Below are 20,136 nucleotides of genomic sequence, written 5' to 3' on the forward strand. Positions count from 1 at the left end.
CGTGAACACCGTCGAACACATTCGCTTCCTGACGGGAATCACCGTGTTGCAGCTCGGCGACGGGATTGCCGGTTCGGCGGCGGCCGCACTGCTGGCGAGCTTGGGCGCCGACGTCACCAAAGTTGCCACCGGCAAAGTGGCTGAGCGCACAGGGCCGAGGATCACAACTGCGGCGGGACCGGTTGCCGCCGTGGACATTACCCTCGATCACGCCAAGCGGATTGCCCCACCTGACACCGACCTCACGAGAATGATCGGCGAACACGACATCGTGATCGTCGATGGTGCCCCCGGTGTGGCACCAGAAGCCGAGAATTGCGTCGTGGTCAGGGTCAGCCCATTCGGTCTGGACGGGCCCCGGTCAACACAGCCGGGCGGCGAGCTCGTCGCCCAAGCCGCCGGTGGGATGCTGGCCACCATCACCGGATCCGATGGCGCTCCGTTGCCTGCACCCGGGTATGTCGCCCTCAAGGCGGCGGGGGCGGTGACCGCGCTGGCGTCTCTGCACGGTCTGGACCGGCGCTACAGCACGCACGCTTCAGTGAGCGTTGATGTTTCGGTGCAGGAGGCGGTGGTGTTCACGGCTTCTCTCCCCGAGTGCGCCCACGTGCTGTACTCGTGCCAGGGAAAGGCCGGCAGCGGCCGCTATCTCGCGCCGTCGGGTACGTTCGGCTGCCGCGACGGCTTGGTCCGGATCACCGCGGTGGAAAACCACCAGTGGCGCGGACTGCTTGCGGCGCTGGGCCATCCGGAGTGGGCGATGGGACTCGACGAAAGGGCTGCCCGCATTGAGCAGGCCGATCTGATCAACCGGCATGTCGCCGAGTGGGCGGCGACGCACGACAAGGAAGCGTGTTCAGCACTGTTGCAGGCCAATGGCGTTCCGTCGACCCCGGTCAATGCACCGGAAGAAATCCTGGCTTCACCGCAGTTCGCGTTCCGTGAGGCAGTGTCGTCAACACAGGTCGACGGTGTTGACGTTGCGGTCCTGGATGCGCCGTGGCTGACCACCACCGGGGGGCGCTTCGATCGCGGCCGCACGGGTCGTCTGACCGATCTGCGCATCGTGGAATTGACCCACGTGTTGGCCGGACCGATCGTCGGCGCGCTGCTGGGCGGGATGGGGGCGCGGGTGATGCGCCTGGAAGACCCCGATCGGCTTGATATCTACCGGCGCACTGGACCTTTCGCCGAAGGAAAGCCCGGCGTCGAGCGTGGGGCCTACTTTGCGGTGGCCAACCATTCGAAACAGAGCATGCTGATCGAGCCTGGCCGCGCCGTTCTGGACGTCGCGACCGCGCTGGCTGACGCCGATGTCCTCATTGAAAATGTCGGTAAGTCACGACTGGCCCGGTTGGACGTGGATCCTGCGAAGATCGCCGGCTCGGGCGGGCTTGTCCTGAGCGTGTCCGGCTTCGGATCTAGCGGTCCCATTGCCGGATATAAGGTGTACGCCAATAATGTTCAGTCCTACGGCGGTCTAGCCGGACTGACCGCCGGCGCGGATGGATCGCCGGCACGACTGGGTACGGTCATCGCGGACCCGCTGTCGTCGGTGGTGGCCGCCACAGTCATAGCCGCGTGGGCCATCGGGCCAGCCCGTGACACGGGTGCTGTGATCGATCTGTCCATGGCCGAGGTCGTCGCCTCCACGGTGGCCGAATTCGTCGCCGCGGCCTCGGTCGACGACCGATCGGTCGCCGACACCGCCGCGCATCGCGAGGTTTACCGCGCCGCCGACGGCCGTTGGGTAGCAGTAGAATTCGTGGAGGGCGACGGCGGGCGGACCGACGAGCTGCCTGCGATGATCGCCGGGTCATCGGCTGACGAGGCGGCCGAGCGCTTGCGCGCGATGGGCGTGTCCGCCGCGGCGGTGCAGGCCGCCGAGGAATTGGTGGCCGACCCACATCTGGCCGCACGTGGATTCTTTCCCGAAATCGCCCATCCCGACCCCGACATAGGTACTGCCCGGCTGGTGGGCTTGCCGTGGCGGTTCGTCGACCAGGGACCCATACCGCTGGCGCCACCACCGGCTCTGGGCAACGCAAACGTCAGTCAGGAAAGGATGAGCAGTGCCCGCTGACAAGTCCACCGACACGACGGCGACCGTGTGGGCGTCGACCTTTGTGCCGTCGAAGTCACCCATCTCCGGGTACGGAGAGGAAGGCTACAGTGTCGCCTGGGTAAACACTCCCGATGGTCGACTGCAAGTGCTGGTGTCCGGGCCGCGGCCCGCGCCCGGCACCGTAGGCCGGGTCGTCGAGAAGACCTTGGGGGGAACGAAAACCGCGCTGTTCGAGGCGGATCCGGCATGACGGGCGTCCATGTCGCGGGGATCGGGATAACGGCGTTCGGCAAGCACGGCGACACTGCGTTGGCCGACCTTGGGGTCGCGGCCGCCGAGCGGGCGCTCGCCGATGCCGAACTCGACTATGCCGCTGTCGGCGAGGTCTTCGCATCTTCCTCGATGGCACCGCCACAGACTGCGCTGAAAGTGGCGCATCGTCTGGGCCGCACAGGAATTCCCGTGACCGCAATCGAAAGCGCCTCAGCGGGAGGCATGGTCGCGTTGCGGCACGCCGTCTGGGCGGTCGCGTCGGGCCGTTGCCGCACGGCTCTGGCGATCGGCTACGAGAAGACGACGGCTCTCGAACCCGGCGGGGTGGTACCGGCTGCGGTCGAATTCTGGGACCGCTTCCCGCCGCAGATTCACTATGCTATCGAGGCCAATCGGTGGCTCCACGAGGCCCAGTGCGGTCCGGACGCAATCGGTGCCGTCGCAGCCAAGTCGTACAACCAAGCAAGGCTGAATCCGTTGGCGGCGCGCCGGACCGACGACGAGGTGACCGTCGAGCAGGTGATGTCTGCCCGCATGGTCGCCGAGCCGCTGACGAAGATGATGTGTCACGCCTCGGTCGACGGCGGAGCCGCGATCGTGGTGACGGGCGCAGACCGACCGCGATCGGTGGCGGTCAACTCGATCGAGCAGACGAGCTGGCCGCAGGATCCGACGTGGCCCGTAAGGGGTCCATGTGTCGGCCCTCCGTCACAAATCACGCTGACCGCTCAGCGGGCCTTCGATGCTGCGGAGGTCGGCCCAACCGATATCGGGGTTGTCACCCTGCACGACATGTGCGCCAGCGAGGAGATCACGGCGCTCATCGCAATGGGCCTCGCCGATGTCAAGGAAGTGGCTGACCTTGCCCAATCAGGTGGACTGGCGTCGGGCGGCCGCTTACCAACGAACACCGACGGCGGTTGCCTCGCCCGTGGCCACGCTTTCGGCGCAACCGGACTGGCACAGGCAGCCGAGATTGTGAGTCAGCTTCGGGGCGAGGCGGATTCGCGGCAGGTGCCCAATCCTCGGATCGGGCTGGCGCAGGCGATGGGCGGTGGCGGGTCCTGTGTCGTCGCCGTGCTGGGCCGGTGAAATTCATGACGGTTCTTCATAATCCGATCCAGTTCTTCGGCGCGGACGCGGTACAGGACCCCTATCCGTTGTATGACCGAATGCGTGCTGTGGCGCCGGTGCATCGCATCGGAAATTCGGCGTTCTACGCCGTATGCGGTTGGGATGCCGTGATGGAGGCCGTCGAACGGGTCGACGATTTCTCTTCGAACCTCACGGCCACCATGGTCTGTCACGACGACGGGACAGTCACCCCATTCGAATTGGGTGCGCCGGGGGATCAATCTCACGTGTTGGCCACCGCGGATGATCCGGTGCACGCGATGCACCGCAAAATCTTGCTACCGCACTTGTCCGCCAAGCGGGTCCGCATCATCGAGGAGTTCGCCGCCAATACCGCTGATCAGTTGTGGGACGAGCATCTGTGCGGCGGTCACATCGAATGGATGAGCGCTGTGGCCAACCGGCTTCCAATGATGGTGGTGGCCAGGTTGCTGGGCCTGCCCGACGGCGACGTCGACGACCTCATTCGCCTCGGCTACGCCACCACGACGTTGCTCGACGGGATTGTCACACCGGCACAGCTCGAGGCCGCCTGGGCGGGGGCAGCCGAACTGTCCATTTACGTGATGGAGCACTTCGAAAAGGCAGCCGAGAATTCCGACAACGGTCTCATCAGTGACCTGGCCGCACGCTGTTCGTCCGGAGAGCTGGAGCAGGCTCCAGCTCTCCGAATAATGCTGACCCTATTCAGCGCCGCCGGTGAATCGACGGCGTCACTTCTGGGAAGCGCGGCGTGGATTCTCACCGACCGACCCGAGATCCAAAAGCGGGTTCGCGACAACCCCGAATCCCTAAGCGCCTTCATCGAAGAGGCGCTGCGCTATGAGGCGCCGTTTCGTGGTCACTACCGACACGTCATGCGCGACACCACGCTTGGCGGAGTCGAGGTAGCCGCAGGCTCTCATCTGCTGCTGATGTGGGGAGCGGCTAATCGCGATCCGGCCCACTTCGACGCGCCGAATCAGTTCCGCCTCGACCGCGGTAACCCCAAAGGACACGTGACCTTCGGCAAGGGGGTGCACTTCTGCGTGGGGGCCGCACTGGCGCGACTGGAGGCTCAGATCGTGTTCCGGATGCTGCTGGAGCGCACCAGCTGGATCGAGGCGGCCGACGTTGGGGAGTGGTTGCCCAGCATTCTCGTCCGGCGCCTGAACCGTCTTGAGTTGGACGCCCGATAAGCCGCGCGGGGTGGTCCGTCAGCCGATGGCGCCGCTGTCCTTGAGCGCGATGATCCGGTCCCACTCGTCGCCGAGTTCGAGGATCAATTCCTCGGTGTGCTCGGCGAACTCAGGTGATGGACCGAGATGCAAAGGCGTCTCGTCGAATAGCACTGGACTGGCCACCAGGTCGAAAGACTCGCCATCACTCTCGATTGTGACGATGCCGCCATTGGCGCGCACCTGCGGGTCGGCCGCCACCTCGGCCGTGTCCAGGACCGGGGCCCACTGGCCGTCGAAGTCCGCGAGCACTTTGCGCCAGTGTTCAAGAGGGTGTGTCGCGATGGCGACACGCAGCGCGTCGGCCGCCTCGTGGGCGTTCTTGGTGAGCAGCTCATGGCTGGCGAATCGCTCGTCGGCGCCAAGTTCGGGAACTCCGACCCGCGCGCAAAAGTCGGCGAAGTACCGAAACGCCTGCAGCATAGACAATCCCAGGAATCGATTGTCGCTGGTCCGGTAGAAACCGGTGAGTGGATTGTGCGGCGCCACGTTCGCACCGGCCGGGTTGGCCACCCACGGCTCGCCGCTGACCAGGGCGGCGTTGACGGCCACGCCCATCGCCCACACGCCGACACCGAGCAGCGAGATGTCCACCGTCCGCGCCACGCCCGTCCGTTCGCGCTCGAATAGCGCTGCGGCGATGCCACCCGCGATCGTCATGCCGCCGAGTGAATCGCCGTAGGCGGGCCCTGGTTGCGCGATTACTCCATTGAGGTCACTGGGCGTCGTGCTGGCGGCGCCGGCGGCGCGACTCCAGAACCCGGTCATGTCGTAGCCACCCTTGGCGCCATCGTCGCCGAGCGGACCATAGGCGCTGCCACGGGCGTAGATGATCTTCGGGTTGACCGCCCGGACGTCGTCGACGTCGATCTTGAGCTTCTTGCGGGCGTCGGGCAGGAAATTGGTGAGAAATACGTCGCTGGTCCGTGCGATATCCATCAGCAGCTCGTGCCCGTCGGGCGTTGAAATATCGACGGCGATCGACCGTTTGCCCCGGTTGGCGTGCTCCATCACGGGGTTGCGCCGGCCTTCGACGGTGATGTTGCCCAGCTGGCGCAGGCCGCGCTGCGAGTCGCCGGTGCGAGGGTGCTCAACCTTCAACACATCGGCACCCCAGTCGGCCAGCACAGCACCCGCCGCAGGAACGAACGTCCACTGCGCGACCTCCAGGACGCGCACACCGTCCATCGGTCCGCTCATCGATGCGCCTCTCAGCGGTAGTTCAGCACGACCGGCAACTGATCGTGGGTGTGCACTAGCGCGGACGCCCGCGGCACCCGCTCGCCGACCACATGAATGCCGTTGGCGCGCTTGGCGATTTCGTCCAGCAGGAGGCGCGCCTCTCGTCGGGCGAGCGCGGCGCCCATGCAGAAGTGTTCACCCACACCGAATCCGAGATGACTTGCGGCGTCCTCGCGGGTGATGTCGAACTGCTCGGCGGTCGGTCCCCAATGGTCCTGGTCGCGATTGGCCGAGGCATAGGCCAGCAACACGCCGTCGCCTTTCCTCACGGTCGCGCCGCGCAGGTTCACATCGTCGGCGGCCTGGCGGGCCATGCTCATCACCGGCGTCCAGTACCGCAGGACCTCCTCGACCGCGTTGGCGCTCAGACTTGGGTCTGCGAAAAACTTCTCCGCTTGGTCGGGATGCCCGTCGAGGCAGTCTGCGATTCCCGCGATCAGGCTCTGCGTAGTTTCGCTGCCCGCCGCCAGCAGCGTCAGCGCGTAAATCATCACCTGCGTCTCGTTGAAAGGTTCTCCGTTGACCGTCACCTCCGACAACAGGGTGAGCAGATCGTCTTGCGGGTTGTCCTTCCGTTCGGCGACCAGGCCGAGCAGGTACGGGCCGATGTGTTCGAAAATGAACGCGAGGTCATCGTCACTGGCCACCCCGCTGCCGACATTCGCGATCGTGGTCGCCCAACCTGCGACCCTGGGCCAATCCTCCTCAGGTACTCCGAGCAGGTAGGCGAAAACATAGACGGGAATGGGCTCGGCGATCCGCTGGATCCAGTCGAACTCACCATCCGGCAGGCCGTCGAGGACGTCGTTGACGACTTGGCGCACCCGCGCTTCCATCTTGGCGACCGCCGCCGGCGTGAAACGGACGCCGATGGCCTTGCGATGCTCACGGTGTTCGGGGGGATCCATGAACATGATGCCGCGGCCGCCGTATCCTTGTGGGTCGCGGCCCTCCCGGTGCGCGATCAGATCCATCATGATGCCGATACGCTCGGACTTGAACTTCTCCGGACGTGCCGAGATGCCCTTGATGTCTTCATATTTGGTAATCACCCAAAACTTGCCCTCCTCGTACCAGTGCACGGGGTCGGCTTCGCGCAACTGCGCGAATGTCGCGTTCGGGTCGCCGAGGTAGAACGCCGGCTCGTCGAACCGGGCGGCTGCGATCGTCACCATAAAGTGAACAATAGAACATTGAGTGTCAATCTGCGAGCACCGGCCGCCCAGCCACGCATGCACCCAACCTGTTGGCAGAAGAACAAAATCTGTTTTATTGTTACACAGTGACCAGCGCCTTATCCCATCTTCGCGTGTGCGACCTGGGCGGCCAGCTGGCGGGGGCCGGCGCGACGAAAATTCTGGCGGCCTTCGGCGCCGAGGTGATTCGGGTCGAGGATCCGGTTACTCGCGGGATGTGGGACGCACTGCGCGGCGTGGGCCCGTTTGTCGACGACCGCAGGGGGGTCAACCTGGGCGGCGGTTTCAACAACCACAACGTGGGCAAGCTCGGCGTAACAATCAACCTGCGCGTCGACGCCGGTAAGGACCTGCTCCGCGAGCTGATCGCGGTGTCCGACATCGTGTGTGAGAATTTCGCAGCCGGCGTGCTGACCAGGATGGGCTTCGGGTACGACGAGCTGCGACGAATCAAACCGGACATCGTCTACGTGTCGAATTGCGGCTTCGGCCACACCGGTCCGTATCGGGATTTCAAGACCTGGGGCCCGATCGTGCAAGCCCTGAGCGGGCTCACGTTCACAGCCGGGCTGCCCGGCAGGGAACCCGCTGGATGGGGTTTCTCCTACATGGACCACATCGCGGCGTACTACATGGTCGTCGCGATCCTGGCGGCGGTACACCATCGCGAACGCACAGGCGAAGGCCAGCACGTCGATTTGGCGACGGTGCCGGCCGGCATCGCCATGCTGCCCACCGAGGTGCTCGACTGGACCGTGAACAAGCGGCGCGCACGCTCAACCGAAAGTCCCCACGGCAATCGCTCCGACTTTGGTGAGATGGCCCCGCACGGGATCTACCCGTGCCTGGGTGAGGACCGGTGGATCGCCATCGCTTGCCGCGACGATCGCGATGTCGCGGTGCTTGCCAAAGTCGTTGACACACCGGAACTGACTGCGGACCGGTTCGCGACACTCGAGCAGCGCCTGCGTTGCGCCGACGAACTTGACGAGTTGCTCAGCGCATGCACCCGGGCGCGCGAGGCCTCTCTCCTGGCAAGCGAACTCACCGCTGCGGGAGTTCCCGCCAGCGTCGTCAAGTCGCCCCGGGAACGCATCGACGAAGATCCCGACCTAGCGGAATGGGGCCTGTTCCCGGCCGTGGAGCACCCCGAGATCGGGACGGTGCGGGTCGAGGGGCTGCCGCTGCGAATGTCGGCCTCGCCGTGGAATGTTACGCGGGCGGCGCCCTGCCTCGGCGAACACAACCGCGAGGTACTGGGCGGATTGCTCGGTCACAGCGGTCAGGAACTGGACGAACTGACGAAGCAGGGTGTGATCTGAACGCACTAGCCGGAATTCGCGTTGTCGAGATCAGCGACCAGTTCACGCCCATTGGTGGACGGGTGCTCGCCGAACTCGGCGCCGACGTGATTGTCGTTGAACCTCCGACCGGATCTCCACACCGGTCGCGGCCACCGTTTGCGCTCGAGGTTCCCGGGCCCGAGGCCAGCCTCCGGTGGTGGGGCGGAAACGCCGGAAAGCGCTCCGTGACCATCGATCTCGACACCCCGCAGGGGATAATTGCGCTGCAGCGCCTGATCACGCGCGCCGACATTGCAATTTCGGGGGCCGGCCCGGTCGGCGATGGCCCGCTCGGCTACGTCAAGACCGCGGCCGATAACCCGTCGTTGATCTGGGTAGCAGTCAGCCCGTTCGGCCTGAACAGCGTCCGAGCCGACCAACCGGTCACCGACCTCACCATGCTCGCCGGAGGGGGGCCGGTGTGGAACTGCGGCTACGACGACCATTCACTGCCACCGATTCGCGGGGCCGGTGAGCAATCCGCAAACATAGCCGGAATGTACTGCGCGATTGGAGCATTGGTTGCGCTTGCCCATCGCGACCAGACCGGAGAAGGGCAGCTGGTCGACGTCAGCGTCAACGCTGCCTGCAATGTCAGTTCCGAGCAGGTGACCTACCACTGGCTGGTCAACAACGAGACATGCGTTCGGCAGACCGGTCGGCATGCATACTTCACGCCGAGTCAGCGGACCCAAGTTCTGTGCGCAGACGGCGCGTACGCCACCACCGGCGTGTTGCCCCGGAAACCACACGAGTTCGCCAACCTGCTGGCGTGGCTCACCGAGCTCGATCTGATCGACGAGTTGCCCGAGTCCGTGTTCCTGGAGCTGGCCGCCTCACGCGACGCGCCGGTGGACATCGCGCAGATCGGCGCCGACGACGAAACCACCGCGATTTTGACTGCGGCCCGCGAGGCGCTCACCCTGATCGCTTCGCGATTGCCAGCCAAGGCGTACTTCCTGGAGAGCCAGCGCCGCGGATTCCCGGCCGGAGCGCTGCTGTCACCTGACGAGGCTTTCGAGGACGAACACGTCGCCGCCCGTGGGTTCAAGGTGCCGGTGCGCCACCCGGAGTTCGAGGAAACGTTCAATTATCCGGGCACACCGTATGTGTTCGGTGCCGCACCGACGACCACCCTGACTCGCCCGCCTCTTGTTGGCGAACACAACGCACTGCTCGACGAAATTGTCGACGACGCCACATGAGCGGCGGCCACCGACTCACTCACATCGGACTGTGTGTCAGTGACATTGGCCGGTCAATCGGATTCTATTGCGAGGCTCTCGGATTTGATGAGGTCAGTCGAATGCACGTCGAAGGGCCTGAGACGGCACAACTGCTGGACGTGCCCGGACTGGTGCTTGAGCTTGTCTACCTGCAGAGGGACGGATTCCGCCTCGAGTTGCTGAGCTACGCGGCGCCGGGGGTTCACGGGAATGTCGAGCCGCGGCAGATGAACGCGGTGGGATTCAGTCATCTGTCGTTTCGCGTCGACGACCCCGACGAACTCATCGCGCGGATCGAGCGCTCCGGGGGGCGGGCACGACCCGAACGGACGGTGACATTCGAAGGTGGCAACCGCGGCCTGATGGCCACCGACCCCGACGGCAACTGGCTGGAGTTGATTGAGCGCCTCCCTAGACAGTGATCAACTGATCACAAAACGTTCGATTGTTCAGCCAAATGATAGAGTCGTGGCTGTGCCGGCCACCAGTGAGCTGATGTATTCGCCGTTCTCCAAGGCGATCTTCGACAATCCGTACCCCGTCTACCGGCGACTGCGCGACGAGGCACCGGTCTACCGGGATCCCGAGGACCGCTGGTGGGTGCTGTCCAGATTCGACGACGTCTCGCGGGCACTTCGGGACTGGGAGACGTTCTCGTCCAAGCTGGGTCCGGCACCGGAGAATCCGGACAACGACGGCCGCAAATACTCCGTAATCTCGATGGACCCCCCTCGCCATGACCGTATTCGCGGGGTCCTCAAGGGTTTCTTCACGCCAAAAGCGGTCGCCGCGATGGAGTCCGCCCTGCAAGCGGTGGTCGACACTCATCTTGACCGGCTGCGCCCGGGAACCACCGTCGACGCCATGGAGGCCTTCGCGTTCTCGGTTCCTACGGACGTGATCGGCGACCTGCTCGGCGTGCCGCACGGCGATCGTGCGCAGCTGCGCGTCTGGTGGGAAGCCTTCCTGACGCGCGAGGAAGGCGAAGTCGTCATGCCGGCCAAGGCCATCGAAGCGAATCGGATGATCAGCCAGTACATCGGCGACCTCATCGAACGGCGCCGCACCGAGCCCGGGAACGATCTGATCAGCATCGTGCTGCAGGCCACCTTCGACGACCCCGAGGCCGGCGGTGAGCGCTCGTTGACCGCGCACGAGGTTCTCATGTTCTGCAACCTGCTTTCGGCCGCGGGGTCGGAAACCACTCAGAAATTGATCTCCAACGGCTTGGTCGCCCTCGCGGAGCATCCCGACCAGTGGCAGCGAATTGTCAAAGACCGCAACCTTATTCCCGTAGCCGTCAACGAGGCACTTCGTTATGACACCCCGAGTCATTGGGTGGCCCGCACGCTGACGCGGCCCATTGAGCGACACGGTGTCACCATGAACGCCGGAGACTGGGTGCTGCTGCTCCTGGGCAGCGCGAACCGGGATGAACGTCGATACAAAGACCCCGACCGTTTCATCATCGGGCGGCCTCGCGGCACCGACGTCTATTTCGGCTGGGGAATCCACATCTGTCTTGGGCAGTGGCTGGCGCGCCGGGAGGCGCAACTGGTGTTCGAGTACATCGCCAAGAAGTTCCCGAACTATGGTATCGGGGCGCACGAGCGGGTGCTCACCGCGACCGTGCGCGGCTATAGCCGCGTGGAGATGACCCTGCGCTGACCATGGACATCGCCTTCACCGACGAGCAGCAACTGCTGCAGGACACCGCCACTCGGCTGGGGGAGAGCCTCGCCGTCACCGGCCCCGAACAACTACCTACCGATGCGGCGCTCGACGCACAGTGGCGCCAGGTCGTGGAGTTGGGTGTGCCGACGCTGCGTTCGCCTGCCTTGTGCGGACTCGCGGCCAGCGGCGTGGAAACCGCCATCGTCATCGAGCAACTGGCGCGAGCCCTCAGCGCCGTACCGGTGATAGGCCAAGCCGTGCTAACCACCGAGCTTTTGGAGGCTGCCAGTGCCGAGGAGGAACTGCAGCTCGTCGCGGACGGAAGCCTGCGGGTGGCGCCGGTGCTGACGATGGACTTGGCGGGATTCGCAGCGGCCAATCAGCCAGGAGTGGCATTCGACGCGGCAGGTGCTACCCACGCACTGCTAGCGGTCCGAACGGATGGTCATCGCAAGCTCGTCTGCGCGCCGCTGGATGGTCACACGGCGGCTGCCCTCGACCTGACCCGCGTATTGCGCCGTACGCCAGCCGATTTGGCGGCTTCGGCAGTGGCGACCGGGGAGCCCATCAGTGATGAGCGCTGGCAGCGGGTGGAGTCGCTGGCCATGACCGCGTTCGCCGCCGACCTTGTGGGCGTCATGCAAGGTGCGCTCGATGATGCGGTGCGCTACGCCGGCGAACGCGCGCAGTTCGGAGTCAAGATCGGCTCATTCCAGGCGGTGGGGCATCTGCTCGCGGATGCCCTGGTCCAAGTGGAAGGCGCCCGCAGCTGTCTGTGGCACGCCGCGTGGGCGATCGACCAACTGCCGGTCGAGGAGGCGCGGTTGGCGGCGATGACGGCGAAGGCATACGCTGCCGCGGCGGGCCGCGAGGTGGTGGAGACGACCGTTCAGGTATTCGGCGGCATCGCGATCACGTGGGAGCACATCTCGCATCTGCGGCTGCGTCGTACGCTGCTGGACCGGCGCTTATTCGGTGACGAGGTGGTTCACTATGACGCCATCGCAGCGATGCGGTTGGCCAACCGGGAGTTGGCGTAGCGATGGACTTCAACGACAACGCGCCCGAAGCGCAGTTCCGCGCCGAGCTGAGGCAGTGGCTTTCCGAACACGCCGCGGACGCTTCGATCCCCGAGGATCCCGCCGCCCGCGCCGATGCGCAAAACGCTTGGCATCAAGCGCTTTACAAAGCCGGGTACATCGGGCTCTCATTTCCCGTCGAGTATGGAGGGCACGGCAAGGCCCCCATCTACGAGGCGATCCTGAACGACGAACTCGGCCGCGCCGGCGCCCCGCCGATAGAGGGGGTCGGCCACCTCAGCAACGCCTTGCGGTTGTTCGGTACGGACGAGCAACGGGACACCCTGCTGCCCGGACTGTTGTCCGGCCAGGTGCGGTGGTGTCAGGGATTCTCCGAACCCGAGGCTGGATCCGACCTCGCCGGCCTGAAGACCCGCGCCGAGTTGATCGAGATCGAGGGGCAGCAGAGCTTCCGCGTCAATGGCCGCAAGATCTGGACGAGCTTCGGGGCGGTCGCCGACTGGTGTTTCCTGCTGTGCCGCACCGAGTCCGAGGCCCCCAAGCACGCAGGCATCTCGGCGCTGTTGGTACCGATGTCGACGCCAGGGATCCAGGTCCGCCCGATTGTCAATGCCGCACGCAACCGCGAATTCACCGAGGTCACGTTCGACGACGTGGACGTACCCGTGGCCAATCTGCTCGGTGAGCGCGGCCAGGGCTGGTCCATCGCCAGCCAACTGCTGGCCTACGAGCGCGGTCCCGGCGACATCAACTGGGTCAGCCGGCTCTCGACACAATTGCGGCGGCTCGAGAACGACATCCGGACCGGCTGGCTCCTCGACTCACCCGTGGCGCGGGCCCGGCTTGGGCAGGCGTACGTGGAGTTACGCGCTCTCCAGATCAAGGTTCAACGCTCACTCACGGAGCGCCAACGCGGAAAACTTCCGGGGCCGGAGGGGTCGGTCGACAAGCTGCTCATGGCCCGTGCGGACCAGTACTTGGGCCACACCATGATGGATCTGTGCGCCAGCGGCCCTCTGCTCACCGAGGGCCTGGAATGGGACATCTACCTGTGGTCGCGCGCCGCCGGCATCTACGGGGGCACTGCGCAAATCCAGCGCAACATCGTCGCGCAGCGGGTACTCGGGCTGCCGCGCGCCTGAGCAGGTGCCCGTTACCCCGGCCCGGCCTCCGTCAGGTGTCTGTACGCCTCTTTGAGACCGTTGAGCCGCCTTTCGAGGATCTCGTCGCCCGCGTGGGCCCCGCTGAGTTTCGCGCTGACCTCCGCTATCTCCGCGGCGACCCGTTCGGCCGCTTCACCCTTGGTGAGCAAATCTTGGTCGGCCCAGTCGTCATAGGGGATGCGCTCATGCGAGTCCATCGTCTCTCCTCAGTGCACCATTGGTTTGAGCCTAGGTGGAGATCGGCGTTATAGTCAGTTAGACATAAAGTGTTTAGTTGTACTGTAACGCATGAATCGGAAGAGTTGAGGACTGGACGATGCCGCTGCAACCATCGATGAAGCTTCTGTCGGTCGACGATCACCTCATCGAGCCACCCCATGTCTGGATCGACAGGCTGCCGAAGAAGTACATCGATCAGGGTCCTCGCATCGTCGACTTCCCGCGCGAGGGTGCTCCGCCTATGCAGCAGTGGGTCTATGAGGGCCGACCGTATCCCAACATCGGGCTGAATGCGGTCGCGGGCAGGCCCCCGGAAGAGTTCGGCGTCGATCCGATCCGCTACGCCGACATGATCCCTGGATGTTATGACCCGAAGGCCCGATTGGCCGATATGGACATCGATGGTGTCCATGGGATGTTGTGCTTTCCGTCGTTTCCCCGATTCTGCGGCACGGTCTTCCTCGAGGGGGAGGATAAGGAACTGGCGCTGCTGGGCGTCAAGGCGTGGAACGACTTCTCGCTCGATGAGTGGTGCGCTACGGATCCCGCCCGTTTCATCCCTATGGCGATCACTCCGCTGTGGGACCCAGCGCTCATCGTCGCCGAGATCGAGCGGGTGGCGGCCAAGGGAGCCCGGGCGATCGGCCTCCCGGATAACCCGACAAACCTCAAGCTGCCCAGTTATCACACCGCGTACTGGGAGCCGGTGTGGTCGGCGTTGGAAGAGACGAATCTGACGGCGGTGATGCACTTCGGCAGTGGCGGATTCCCGCCTCAGACCGCGCCGGAGGGGCCGTTCGCGGTGATGATCACGTTGATGGGCACCACATCGATGGCCGCGGCCACCGAGCTCATCTTCTCGCCGGTGTTCCACAAGCATCCAAACCTCAAAGTGGCGTTCTCCGAAGGTGGCGTCGGCTGGATGCCTTACCTGGTCGAGCGCGCGGATTACGTCTGGCGCAAACACAAGTACTACCAGAACATTCACCCGACCGTGGCGCCGTCGGAGCTGTTCCGGCGCAACATCTCCGGATGCTTTATCGAAGACGAAGTCGGGATGGCTATGCGGCACCAGATCGGAATAGAGAACATCACCTGGGAGTGCGACTATCCGCACTCCGACTCGTTCTGGCCCAAGAGCCGAGCGCGCGCCGAGGAAATGCTGGCCGATGTACCCGACGAGGAAGCTGCCAAGATCGTCGAGCTCAACACTCGGCGCTGGTATGCGTTCCCGGAGGAGGGCTTCAAGTCCTGCACGGCGGACTCCGGGTGGCGCCCGAATGACGGCAACCCGGCCGACTATGACTACGACGAGGTCATGGCAAGTCATGGCGGGGTCGGCATGGAGGCCTTCATGAACAAGATGGAGGAGCAGAAGGCTCAGAAGGTTTGAGCCGTTAATCGACCGGAACGGCGATCTCGGTCGAATTGTCGCGTCCGCGCAAAACTTTGGAGTCGATGACGCGCCATCGCCGCCTCTCCGACTCGTCCGCCCGGCTCAGCGCCGCACCCGACGCTGCGACACCACCGGACAGCTTGGCGACCTCGGTCAGCCGCGCCGCCTCGTTGACCGGGTCTCCGATCACCGTGTACTCGTACCGGTTGGGATCGCCGATGTTGCCGGCCACCGCCGTTCCGGCCGACACCCCAATGCCGACCCTGATGTCCTCGTCCGACCGGTTGAGTCGGATGTTGAGCTCACGCGCCGTCGCGAGTGCGTCCGCGGCCGCCCGGGCGTTGGCGTTCGGGGCGCCGAAAACCGCAAGGGCGGCATCGCCCTCGAACTTGTTGATCAAACCGTTGTGGCGTTCGACGACGTCGATCACCACGGCGAAGAATTCGTTCAGCATGATCACCAGTTCGTCGGGTTCTAGTGCCGTGGCCAGTCGTGTCGAACCAACCAGATCGACGAACAACACCGCGACTTCGCATTTCTCCCCGCCCATTTCGGTCTCGACGCCGTTGCGAGCGACTTGCTCCGCCAGGCGCGCTACGTCGCGGCCGACGTGCCGACCGAACAGATCGCGGAGACGTTCACGTTCGCGAAGTCCGCTGGCCATGGTGTTGAAGCCGGCCTGCAGCAGCCCGAGCTCTGATGCGTCGAAGACCGGAACGGAGACGTCGAAGTCACCCCGCTCGACGTATTGCATACCCCGCCTTACCTCATCGATGGGGTCGGCGATGGTCGACGCGTTGAAGGCGGCGATCACCAGGCCGCAGGCCATGGCGCACCCCCCGAGTACGAGAACGAGAAGCGCAAGTCGATGCGCGGAGTATTCGACGAACAACGCGCTCTCGGCGACCAGCATGACCATCAGCGTCGGAACTCCCGTTCCTATCACCCAGGCGCTCACGGCGCGCAACCGGAGCCCTGGCCCCCGCGGCCGTGTCGGCGGGTTGTCGGTGAGCAATCTGGCCGCCGTCGGCCGCAGTGAGATCCTGCACATCCAATAGGCCAGTGCGGTTGTCACGATGGCACCGAGCAGAATCGACACTCCCAGCGTCGCGGCCAGCCACGGTGTGTCGAGGTTGATGAGCACAAATACCGCAGCCGCCGCCGACCATACGGTCCCCTGGACCACCGCCATCCTCATTGGGATGGCCAGGACGGCGCGGCGCACGGTGACATCGTTTGCCCCCGCGGGCAGGCTCATCCAGACGTACGCCCATAACCCGGCCAAGGGCAAGACGGTGCCGGAGTAGCACAGTGCTGCAACGATATTGACCAACATCACATGGTGTTTGCTCAGCGCCGCACCGGTGGGCAAAGCCCAGGCGGTCAGTGCTGCGATCAGCGCCGAGCCCGTGACAGTCGGAACGATCGCCCCTGAAATCACCAGCGATCTGCCGGTGCGAGCGAACGGCAGGCGACGTTCGGCAAGCGAGGTTTTCACGGTGACGCCCGCGCGATGCTCGACTTGTCCAACCAGTTCGCAATGCTCATCAGTCGTCCCGACGACGCGAGCGTCATGAACAGGGTGCGGGCATCGGCGCTCAGTGCGACATTGGTGGTCATCGGGTCGTCGGCGGGAATCGCACCGAGAAATTCGCCGGTCGCGGAAAAGACGGTGACCCCGCCCGTCCCCAGGGTCGCGACGAGGATTCGGCCGGCGGGGTCCACGCACAGCCCGTCGGCCCCTCCAACGTTCAGCGGGCCGCCGCTCGGCACCGTCGCCAGACCCCGCGCCCGGCCGACCACGCCCGGTCCGTCGAGCGTGAATTCCCAAATCCGGCGCGTACGCGTCTCTGCCACGTACAGCGACGAGCCGTCGGGTGACAACGCGACCCCATTCGGCATCTCGAGCGGGTAGATAATTTCGCGCAGGTCACCGTCGACCGTGCCATAGAGGAGTCCGGTCACGCTGCGGGTGCGGCTCTGCACCGTACCTGCGTCGGTCAGATAGAAGCCGCCGTGGCTGTCAGCGCAGATGTCGCTGGGCCGCACCAGGGGCAGCTTCTTACCGGATCGCGTGCTGAACTCGGTAGCGAGCGTGCTGACGCTACCGTCGGATTCGATGATCTGCAGCGCGGGGGTGACGGGTTGGTCGGGCGGACCTATCGGCCGGAAGAGGTTCACGCAGCCGTTGAAGTCGTACGGCCACGGCCCGACCCCGAACTTGGACCCGCCGTTCTGGCACACGATCAACCGACCGTCGGGGAGTTTGACCACGCCGTTGGGTCCGCCACCCGTGTGGGCGACTGTCTCGGTAGCCCCATCGGGGTGGACTCGGGTGATCCGGCCGGCCGCCATCTCCGACACGACAACGGTGCCGTCGTCCAAGGCGATCGGACTCTCCGGGAAGGCTAAGCCGTCGGCAAGGCAGCGGCTCATCGCGGCTCTTTCCTATAATGTTGCGGTACAACGTGTTTAGTTGCATTGTTCCACCAAGCGACGAAGGCCGGATCCGCCAGCGGCAGGTCCCCAACGCCGGTCTGATTTCGCGGCCAGTCGGCGGCGCTCTGCGTCAGCGGTGACGTGGGCCTGTTGACGCCGTAGAACAGCCGATGCCGGCGGTGCAAGAAACACCACCGCTCTTCGTGTTTCTCGTAGCGGTCCTCGTACTTGATGAGCTGTTCGATGAATCCCTCGGCGTGCGTCTGGGCGAAGCACTGCGCCCAGACCTGCCCGTGTGCCCGGTCCTCGGTGTCGAGCTCGATGAGGTGGTTGGCGACCAGGATGACCGCGAACACGCTGGCGTCGAGGCTGTCGGACATGAGACGGCGCGCGCCGTCGCGACCCTCTCCGTAAGCACCGAACCGCGCGTGCGGAACGAACAGATCAGCCATCGCGTCAGCGTCGCGGGTTTCGATCGCGGTGGCGTAGCGGAACGGCAATTGGCGAATCTCCTCGCGCGCCAGCATGGCTTGTACGGCTGCATCGATCGTGACCACCGAATCCTCCTCCGCCACAGTTATAGGTCGATGTTCTTCAACGTGTGCATTGGATGGGTCATGAACGGACGCACTGCGTTTGACTTCTATAGGGTCGTATCACGTGGTGGACGTTGGCTGGCCGAGGACGTAGTGCCCGGTCTGGGGATGGTGGTACCAGCCCCCGGCCGCTGCCGTACCGCCGTCGACATGCAATGTCTGTCCAGTCACGTATGCGCTGAGATCGCTGGCCAAGAAGACTGCCGCCCCGGCCATCTCGTCGACATCGCCGGCTCTGCCCATCGGCACCATGAATCTGGCGTTCTCGGACCCCGCAGGGGCCATCTTCGCGAGGCTCTCGGTCAGTGTGAAGTCGGGAGCCAGTCCGTTGACACGGATACCGTGCGGCGCGAGTTCGAGCGCAGCGGTTTTCGTAAAGTTCACGACCCCGGCCTTCGCCGCGGCGTAGGCGGCAAACCCCGGCGCTGCCCGCACCGCCTCGATCGTGCTGACGTTGATGATGCTGCCGCCCGTGCCGGCTTCGACCATGGCGCGGGCGACCCGTTGCGTGCACAGCAAGACCTGGGTCAGGTTGATGCGGATCAGCGCGTCCCATCCGTTGGGGGAGGTTTCGAGCAGACCAGACCAAAAGACTCCGCCGGCATTATTCACCAAGAGGGTTGGCGTCCCCAGCTTCTCGACGGTGGCGGCGAGTGCGGCATCAACCTGCTCAGCGTCGCGGACGTCGGTGACGCACGCGAGGCCGTCGATTTCCTGGGCCGCAGATGTGGCCGTCTGCGCGTCCCTCTCCCAAATTGAGACCTTTGCGCCGAATTCAGCGAACGCTGCGGCAACGGCCCGGCCGATGCCGGCCCCGCCTCCCGTCACCACGGCCACCCGGCCGTCCAGTGACGCGGCGTTGCGGTGCAGCGTCACTCGCTTTCCCTCACGCGAATCGGACTAGCCGCCGTATCCACACGCGTGACAGATTAACACTGAGTGTTCTATTATCCAATAATATCGTGGGGGTCGCGCCGCCCGCAGGAACGGTCCTGCGGCTCGTGCCGGGTGTGCGGCCGAGCAGTTGGTTCGTCGAATGACGATGGAGGAGCAGATGCAGCGTTTGAACGGCAAGGTGGCCGTGATAACCGGTGCCGCCCGCGGACAGGGCCGCAGCCACGCGGTCCATCTTGCCGACGAGGGTGCCGACATCATCGCTCTGGACATGTGCGCCGACATCGAAACCAACGAGTACCCGCTTGCTACCAGGGAGGATCTGGACGAGACGGTCAAGCTGGTCGAAAAGTCGGGTCGCCGCGCGGTTTCGGCGGTCGCCGACGTCCGCGACCGCGCCGCGCTGAAGAAGGCGATCGACGAGGCCGTCGCGGAGTTGGGCGGCCTCCATGTCGTCGTGGCGAACGCAGGCATCTGCCCGCTGGGCAACGATGTTCCGTCACGCGGTTTCACCGATGCCTTCGACGTCGACTTCGTTGGTGTCATCAACACCATCCATATCAGCATGGAACACCTGCGCTCGGGTGCGTCGATAATTGTCACCGGCTCGATCGCCGGACTGGTTCCGCAGAAGGATCTGGCCACCGGTGGTGGGCCGCAAGGTCCCGGGGGCGCCGGCTACGGACTGGCGAAGAAGATGCTGTGCGAGTACACGAAGGGGCTGGCGTTGACGCTGGCACCCGAGCAGATCCGGATCAACACCGTGCACCCGACCAACGTCAACACCGGAATGTTGCACAACCTCCCGATGTACCGGACGTTTCGTCCGGACCTGGCCGAACCGAGCCGCGAGGACGCCGAAATCGTCTTTCCGATCCTGCAGGCGATGCCCGTCCCGTGGATCGAGCCGCATGACGTCTCCCACCTGGTGGTGTACCTGGCGTCGGACGAATCCCGTTACGTCACCGGACAGCAAATATTCGTCGATGCCGGCGCGGGCTTGAAACTGGGCCTCTAGC

General features: G+C 64.9%; 19 protein-coding genes. 12 read left to right on the top strand and 7 right to left on the bottom strand.

Annotation, left to right across the window (positions count from 1 at the left end):
* Nucleotide 1 precedes the first annotated feature (1 nt).
* The 4 genes from AC5Y4H_RS12795 to AC5Y4H_RS12810 are packed head-to-tail and all read left to right on the top strand — an operon-like array spanning nt 2 to nt 4,650.
* Nucleotides 2–2,083 (top strand): CoA transferase, encoded by a 2,082-nt coding sequence (locus AC5Y4H_RS12795; protein WP_499982156.1) that lies wholly within the window; start codon nt 2–4, stop codon nt 2,081–2,083.
* A complete protein-coding gene (locus tag AC5Y4H_RS12800) occupies nt 2,073–2,315 on the top strand; it encodes a hypothetical protein (protein WP_499982157.1) in 243 nt (80 codons plus the stop codon). The genes AC5Y4H_RS12795 and AC5Y4H_RS12800 overlap by 11 nt, the downstream gene beginning before the upstream one ends.
* Entirely contained in the window at nt 2,312–3,430 is a 1,119-nt protein-coding gene (locus AC5Y4H_RS12805; RefSeq protein WP_499982159.1) for a thiolase family protein, read from the top strand. Before AC5Y4H_RS12800 ends, AC5Y4H_RS12805 begins: the two co-directional genes overlap by 4 nt.
* A 5-nt stretch (nt 3,431–3,435) precedes the next feature.
* On the top strand, nt 3,436–4,650 hold the full coding sequence (locus AC5Y4H_RS12810; RefSeq protein ID WP_499982160.1) for a cytochrome P450: 1,215 nt from the start codon (nt 3,436–3,438) through the stop codon (nt 4,648–4,650).
* A gap of 18 nt (nt 4,651–4,668) precedes the next feature.
* Here AC5Y4H_RS12810 and AC5Y4H_RS12815 read toward each other — a convergent pair whose 3' ends face one another.
* Entirely contained in the window at nt 4,669–5,889 is a 1,221-nt protein-coding gene (locus tag AC5Y4H_RS12815) for a CaiB/BaiF CoA transferase family protein (protein WP_499982162.1), read from the bottom strand.
* 11 nt (nt 5,890–5,900) lie between these two features.
* A complete protein-coding gene (locus AC5Y4H_RS12820; RefSeq protein WP_499982164.1) occupies nt 5,901–7,106 on the bottom strand; it encodes a cytochrome P450 in 1,206 nt (401 codons plus the stop codon).
* Between the two features lie 107 nt (nt 7,107–7,213).
* Between AC5Y4H_RS12820 and AC5Y4H_RS12825 the strand changes: the two genes are divergently transcribed.
* The 6 genes from AC5Y4H_RS12825 to AC5Y4H_RS12850 are packed head-to-tail and all read left to right on the top strand — an operon-like array spanning nt 7,214 to nt 13,552.
* Entirely contained in the window at nt 7,214–8,449 is a 1,236-nt protein-coding gene (locus AC5Y4H_RS12825) for a CaiB/BaiF CoA transferase family protein (protein ID WP_499982168.1), read from the top strand.
* A gap of 14 nt (nt 8,450–8,463) precedes the next feature.
* Nucleotides 8,464–9,675 (top strand): CoA transferase, encoded by a 1,212-nt coding sequence (locus tag AC5Y4H_RS12830; RefSeq protein ID WP_499982362.1) that lies wholly within the window; start codon nt 8,464–8,466, stop codon nt 9,673–9,675.
* Complete coding sequence (locus tag AC5Y4H_RS12835) at nt 9,672–10,118, top strand: VOC family protein (protein WP_499982169.1); 447 nt, start codon at nt 9,672–9,674, stop codon at nt 10,116–10,118. The genes AC5Y4H_RS12830 and AC5Y4H_RS12835 overlap by 4 nt, the downstream gene beginning before the upstream one ends.
* A gap of 46 nt (nt 10,119–10,164) precedes the next feature.
* On the top strand, nt 10,165–11,364 hold the full coding sequence (locus AC5Y4H_RS12840; protein WP_499982171.1) for a cytochrome P450: 1,200 nt from the start codon (nt 10,165–10,167) through the stop codon (nt 11,362–11,364).
* Between the two features lie 2 nt (nt 11,365–11,366).
* Entirely contained in the window at nt 11,367–12,410 is a 1,044-nt protein-coding gene (locus AC5Y4H_RS12845; RefSeq protein WP_499982173.1) for an acyl-CoA dehydrogenase family protein, read from the top strand.
* Between the two features lie 2 nt (nt 12,411–12,412).
* A complete protein-coding gene (locus tag AC5Y4H_RS12850; RefSeq protein WP_499982175.1) occupies nt 12,413–13,552 on the top strand; it encodes an acyl-CoA dehydrogenase family protein in 1,140 nt (379 codons plus the stop codon).
* 11 nt (nt 13,553–13,563) lie between these two features.
* Here the strand turns inward: AC5Y4H_RS12850 and AC5Y4H_RS12855 are convergent, their stop codons facing one another.
* A complete protein-coding gene (locus tag AC5Y4H_RS12855) occupies nt 13,564–13,770 on the bottom strand; it encodes a hypothetical protein (protein WP_499982180.1) in 207 nt (68 codons plus the stop codon).
* Nucleotides 13,771–13,889: 119 nt separating this feature from the next.
* Between AC5Y4H_RS12855 and AC5Y4H_RS12860 the strand changes: the two genes are divergently transcribed.
* Nucleotides 13,890–15,185 carry an amidohydrolase family protein gene (locus AC5Y4H_RS12860; RefSeq protein ID WP_499982183.1) on the top strand — a complete coding sequence of 432 codons (1,296 nt, stop codon included), beginning with the start codon at nt 13,890–13,892 and terminating at the stop codon, nt 15,183–15,185.
* A gap of 4 nt (nt 15,186–15,189) precedes the next feature.
* On the opposite strand, the gene AC5Y4H_RS12865 is transcribed toward AC5Y4H_RS12860, so the two are convergent.
* The 4 genes from AC5Y4H_RS12865 to AC5Y4H_RS12880 all read right to left on the bottom strand — a co-directional run bounded on the left by AC5Y4H_RS12865 (nt 15,190) and on the right by AC5Y4H_RS12880 (nt 19,099).
* The gene (locus tag AC5Y4H_RS12865; protein ID WP_499982185.1) at nt 15,190–16,686 is read right to left on the bottom strand and encodes an adenylate/guanylate cyclase domain-containing protein; all 1,497 of its coding nucleotides are present in this window, start codon (nt 16,684–16,686) and stop codon (nt 15,190–15,192) included.
* A complete protein-coding gene (locus AC5Y4H_RS12870; protein ID WP_499982187.1) occupies nt 16,683–17,624 on the bottom strand; it encodes an SMP-30/gluconolactonase/LRE family protein in 942 nt (313 codons plus the stop codon). The genes AC5Y4H_RS12865 and AC5Y4H_RS12870 overlap by 4 nt, the downstream gene beginning before the upstream one ends.
* Nucleotides 17,621–18,184 carry a nuclear transport factor 2 family protein gene (locus AC5Y4H_RS12875; RefSeq protein ID WP_499982189.1) on the bottom strand — a complete coding sequence of 188 codons (564 nt, stop codon included), beginning with the start codon at nt 18,182–18,184 and terminating at the stop codon, nt 17,621–17,623. Before AC5Y4H_RS12875 ends, AC5Y4H_RS12870 begins: the two co-directional genes overlap by 4 nt.
* A gap of 99 nt (nt 18,185–18,283) precedes the next feature.
* Nucleotides 18,284–19,099 carry an SDR family NAD(P)-dependent oxidoreductase gene (locus tag AC5Y4H_RS12880; RefSeq protein WP_499982191.1) on the bottom strand — a complete coding sequence of 272 codons (816 nt, stop codon included), beginning with the start codon at nt 19,097–19,099 and terminating at the stop codon, nt 18,284–18,286.
* A 178-nt stretch (nt 19,100–19,277) separates the two neighbouring features.
* Between AC5Y4H_RS12880 and AC5Y4H_RS12885 the strand changes: the two genes are divergently transcribed.
* Entirely contained in the window at nt 19,278–20,135 is an 858-nt protein-coding gene (locus tag AC5Y4H_RS12885; protein ID WP_499982195.1) for a mycofactocin-coupled SDR family oxidoreductase, read from the top strand.
* The last annotated feature ends 1 nt before the right edge of the window (nt 20,136 follow it).

It is taken from the genome of Mycobacterium sp. NGS58 (assembly GCF_059812385.1).

Coding starts and splice junctions, on each gene's coding strand:
- AC5Y4H_RS12860 (WP_499982183.1), top strand. CDS start 13,890: ATGCCGCTGCAACCATCGATGAAGCTTCTGTCGGTCGACGATCACCTC.
- AC5Y4H_RS12835 (WP_499982169.1), top strand. CDS start 9,672: ATGAGCGGCGGCCACCGACTCACTCACATCGGACTGTGTGTCAGTGAC.
- AC5Y4H_RS12885 (WP_499982195.1), top strand. CDS start 19,278: ATGCAGCGTTTGAACGGCAAGGTGGCCGTGATAACCGGTGCCGCCCGC.
- AC5Y4H_RS12810 (WP_499982160.1), top strand. CDS start 3,436: ATGACGGTTCTTCATAATCCGATCCAGTTCTTCGGCGCGGACGCGGTA.
- AC5Y4H_RS12820 (WP_499982164.1), bottom strand. CDS start 7,106: ATGGTGACGATCGCAGCCGCCCGGTTCGACGAGCCGGCGTTCTACCTC.
- AC5Y4H_RS12850 (WP_499982175.1), top strand. CDS start 12,413: ATGGACTTCAACGACAACGCGCCCGAAGCGCAGTTCCGCGCCGAGCTG.
- AC5Y4H_RS12845 (WP_499982173.1), top strand. CDS start 11,367: ATGGACATCGCCTTCACCGACGAGCAGCAACTGCTGCAGGACACCGCC.
- AC5Y4H_RS12855 (WP_499982180.1), bottom strand. CDS start 13,770: ATGGACTCGCATGAGCGCATCCCCTATGACGACTGGGCCGACCAAGAT.
- AC5Y4H_RS12815 (WP_499982162.1), bottom strand. CDS start 5,889: ATGAGCGGACCGATGGACGGTGTGCGCGTCCTGGAGGTCGCGCAGTGG.
- AC5Y4H_RS12870 (WP_499982187.1), bottom strand. CDS start 17,624: ATGAGCCGCTGCCTTGCCGACGGCTTAGCCTTCCCGGAGAGTCCGATC.
- AC5Y4H_RS12805 (WP_499982159.1), top strand. CDS start 2,312: ATGACGGGCGTCCATGTCGCGGGGATCGGGATAACGGCGTTCGGCAAG.